General features: G+C 53.2%; 1 tRNA gene and 1 rRNA gene. Both read right to left on the bottom strand.

Annotated features, from left to right (window positions below):
- Positions 1-39 precede the first annotated feature (39 nt).
- Positions 40-115 (bottom strand) — tRNA-Ala (locus PV407_RS25420).
- A 134-nt stretch (positions 116-249) separates the two neighbouring features.
- Positions 250-361, bottom strand: a 16S ribosomal RNA gene (locus PV407_RS25425); the annotation flags it as partial.

Here is a 361-nt window from a genome sequence, read left to right on the forward strand (position 1 = left end):
GCAAATCTTGTTTGTCGTCCGCGTCCGCAATACGTTGTTTGGTGGAGCCAAGGAGGATCGAACTCCTGACCTCCTGCTTGCAAGGCAGGCGCTCTCCCAGCTGAGCTATGGCCCCATGCTGTCCTCCACAAATGAAGTGGAGTAGATGGACAAAATTCCATCAAAACTGAACAAATGAAAACGGACCGTGTTCGAAGCTTTCGCTTCATTATTGTACCGCGTTCCAACAGAACGCGAGGTACTCCATAGAAAGGAGGTGATCCAGCCGCACCTTCCGATACGGCTACCTTGTTACGACTTCACCCCAATCATCTACCCCACCTTCGGCGGCTGGCCCCTTGCGGTTACCTCACCGACTTCG

Source organism: Paenibacillus sp. GYB003 (assembly GCF_036577625.1).
In the GTDB taxonomy this organism is placed as follows: domain Bacteria; phylum Bacillota; class Bacilli; order Paenibacillales; family NBRC-103111; genus Paenibacillus_AB.